The 1,110-nt window shown below is 71.4% G+C and carries 1 protein-coding gene; it reads right to left on the bottom strand.

The features are described 5' to 3' along the window. On the bottom strand, window positions 1-876 hold an 876-nt coding region (locus ACTZQ5_RS13985; protein ID WP_443585747.1), incomplete at its 3' end, for an IS110 family RNA-guided transposase. Between the last annotated feature and the right edge of the window lie 234 nt (window positions 877-1,110).

Raw genomic sequence — 1,110 nt, 5'->3', positions numbered from 1 at the left:
GGTGGCGACGATGGGTTTTTTGCCGTTGGCGAGGAGGCGGCGATAGAAGGCGTTGAGGTCGGGGTGGCGGCGTGCGGCGGTGAGGGCGGCCATGAACATGGTGTGCTTGACGCCGGGTCTGCCGCCGCGGGTGGCGCGATAGGCGTCGGACGCGCCGCTTTGTCGTGGGTGTGGAGCAAGGCCTGCCAGGGCGGCGGCCTGTCGGCGGCCGAGGGTGCCGAGTTCGGGCATGAGCGCGACGAGGCGGGCGGCGGTGACGGGGCCGATGCCGGTGATGCCGCCGAGGACGTCGACGGCCTGGCGCAGCGGCTGGCAGGCGGCGATCAGCGCCTGCATGTCGGCCTCGATGCCGGCGATCTCGGCGTCGAGGGCGGCGAGGATGCGGTGCAGGCGTGCGGCAAGGTCGCCCATGCCGGGTGCCTGGATGCGGTTCTTGCAGGCGACGCGCTGTTCGACGAGGTCCTGACGGGCCGACACCAGCCGGTGGAGCCGGTCGCGCTGGCGGTCGCGCGGTTGCCAGCGGGCGAGGCGGTCGTGCCGCTCGCGGCCGTAGTGCGCCAGCGCCCGGGCATCGATGGCGTCGGTCTTGCCGAGCGTGCCGAAGGAGCGGATGAAGGCCTTGACCTTGCGGGCATCGGCGCGATGCGCGGCGCGGCCGGCACCGGTCAGCGCATCGAGCAGGAGCGCCTCGTACCCGCCCGTCGCCTCGCAGATCACCAGCGCGCCGGGATCGAGCGCGGCGGCGAAGTCGGCCAGGGCGGTGCCGGTGTTGCGGACCCGCGTGATGCGCTCTGTCCGGCTGTCGAAGACGACGATCTCGGCCTTGCCGACATCGCAGCCGATGAAGCAGGTGGGAACGGTAGCGGACGTGTCCATGGCAGGCTATCCTTCCAGCAGCTTGTGATTGTCTGCGGGCGTGGATCAGCGGCCCTGGCAACTCACCAAGCGTCAAGGGAAGCGGACGGCTGACCCCGATGACGACGGGCCTTGTGGCCCTATGCCGGAACGGTCACGCTGTCCGCGCCCGGGTCGGGTGGCCACCCGACCCGGGCATCCCGCTCATCGCGGAACGTCCCCTCCCTACACCCTTTCCAACAGACAATGCCGGAC

It is taken from the genome of Sphingomonas cellulosilytica (assembly GCF_052321755.1).
Lineage (GTDB): Bacteria > Pseudomonadota > Alphaproteobacteria > Sphingomonadales > Sphingomonadaceae > Sphingomonas.
The sequence above is the reverse complement of the archived record's forward strand: the minus strand, read 5'-3'. Positions and strand labels throughout refer to the sequence as shown.